This window comes from Corallococcus sp. CA053C (assembly GCF_003611675.1).
Lineage (GTDB): Bacteria > Myxococcota > Myxococcia > Myxococcales > Myxococcaceae > Corallococcus.
Genome location: NZ_RAWA01000771.1, coordinates 1 through 1,430 on the forward strand (window position 1 = coordinate 1; position 1,430 = coordinate 1,430).

Sequence of the window (1,430 nt, forward strand, 5' to 3'; positions counted from 1 at the left end):
GACGGGGGTGGGGGTGAAAGCCCCGCGTCAGTAGCCGACCGAGTTGAAGAGGAACGGATACGTGATGATGACGAGGCCGCCCTTGGGGGTGGGGAACTGCCAGCCCTTCAGGCTGCTGAGGATGCACGCTTCGACGGAGGCGTTGCGCAGGGTGGAGGACTTCGTCTTCGCGGAGGCGACACGGCCATTGAGCCCGATGCTCCACTCCAGCACGACCTTGCCGGCCAGCCCCGGGTCCTTGAGCAGCGCGCGTTCATAGCAGCCGTGCACCTCGTTGAGGTGGCTGTTGATGACCTTGGCCACGGCCTCACGGTCCACGGTGCCCTGGGTGGAGGAGATGCTGCGCGCGGTGGCGCGCGTGACGGTGCCGCCGACCGCGCCCTTGCCCACGCCGCCCGCGCCCAGCGCGCCGATGCCGCCGCCGCCCTTGCCGCGCAGGAGCTCCGCGCCCAGCGTGGCGCCGCCGCCCTTGCCGCCGCCGCCCAGGCCGAAGGTGCCCAGGCCCGCGTTGGCGATGGGCGCCTTGCCGATGAGCCCGGAGAGCTTGTAGTTGGTCTGCTTGACGTTCTTGTTGCCCGGGCCGCTGCCCATCTTGTCCACGGCGGCCAGCAGGTCGTTGGCGGCGGGGCCGGCGGCGGACAGCTTCGCGAGCGCCTTCATGACCTTGTTCTCCGGCGCGGCGGCCACGGCCTTGGGAGGCGGGGCCTGCTTCACGGGCTTGGGCGGGGCCTTCTCCGCGACGACGGGCTTGTCCTTGGCGGGCTCCTTCTTCTTGAGCGCCTCCAGCTTCTTCTTGGCCTCTTCCTTCTTCTTGGGCTCGGGCGCGATGAGGCGCAGCGCCACCGGGGGCAGGTTCTTCTGGGTGAAGTCCGCGGTCGCCGGGCCCTCGGGCGCGGTGGCGATGAAGTAGCCCAGGCCGCCGCCGAAGATGGCGAGGAAGAAGAGGGTCAGCCAGGGCAGGCCCTTGAGCGGGTTGACGAAGATGCGCTCGGGCATGGGCGCCGCGTAGGCGACGAGCGACATCTTGCCCTGCGTGAAGCGGGCCGCGACGCCTTCGCGCAGCGTGACGAAGCGGCGGCTGCCGTCGGACTCGAGCGCCGCGGAGGTGACGGGGGCGAAGCGGCCGTCGGCGCTGGCCTTCTCCACGTCGGTGCCGGGGGGCACGAAGAGGCGGTAGTTGCCGTTGACGGCTTCGGCGAGCGTGAAGTCGTCACCCTCGGGGAGGGTGAAGCCCCAGAGCGGCATGGGGGCCAGCTCTTCCAGGGCCGCCTTGACGGGCTTCTTCGCGTCCGGGGCGAAGCGGCGCGCGTCGCGGCGCACGGCGCCCCAGTACAGCTCCAGGTAGAGCTGTGCGGCGCCCTTCCTGCCCGGGCCGATCTTCGGCGCGTGCGTGGGGCGGGTGGCCGGGGGCGACTCGCGCAGGAGCGGGC

At 71.7% G+C, this 1,430-nt stretch carries 1 protein-coding gene; it reads right to left on the reverse strand.

The window, feature by feature from the left end; all coding sequences use genetic code 11:
- Window positions 1–27: 27 nt before the first annotated feature.
- Window positions 28–1,430: AgmX/PglI C-terminal domain-containing protein (locus D7V97_RS43005; protein WP_147445261.1), on the reverse strand; the 1,403-nt coding region annotated here is incomplete at its 5' end.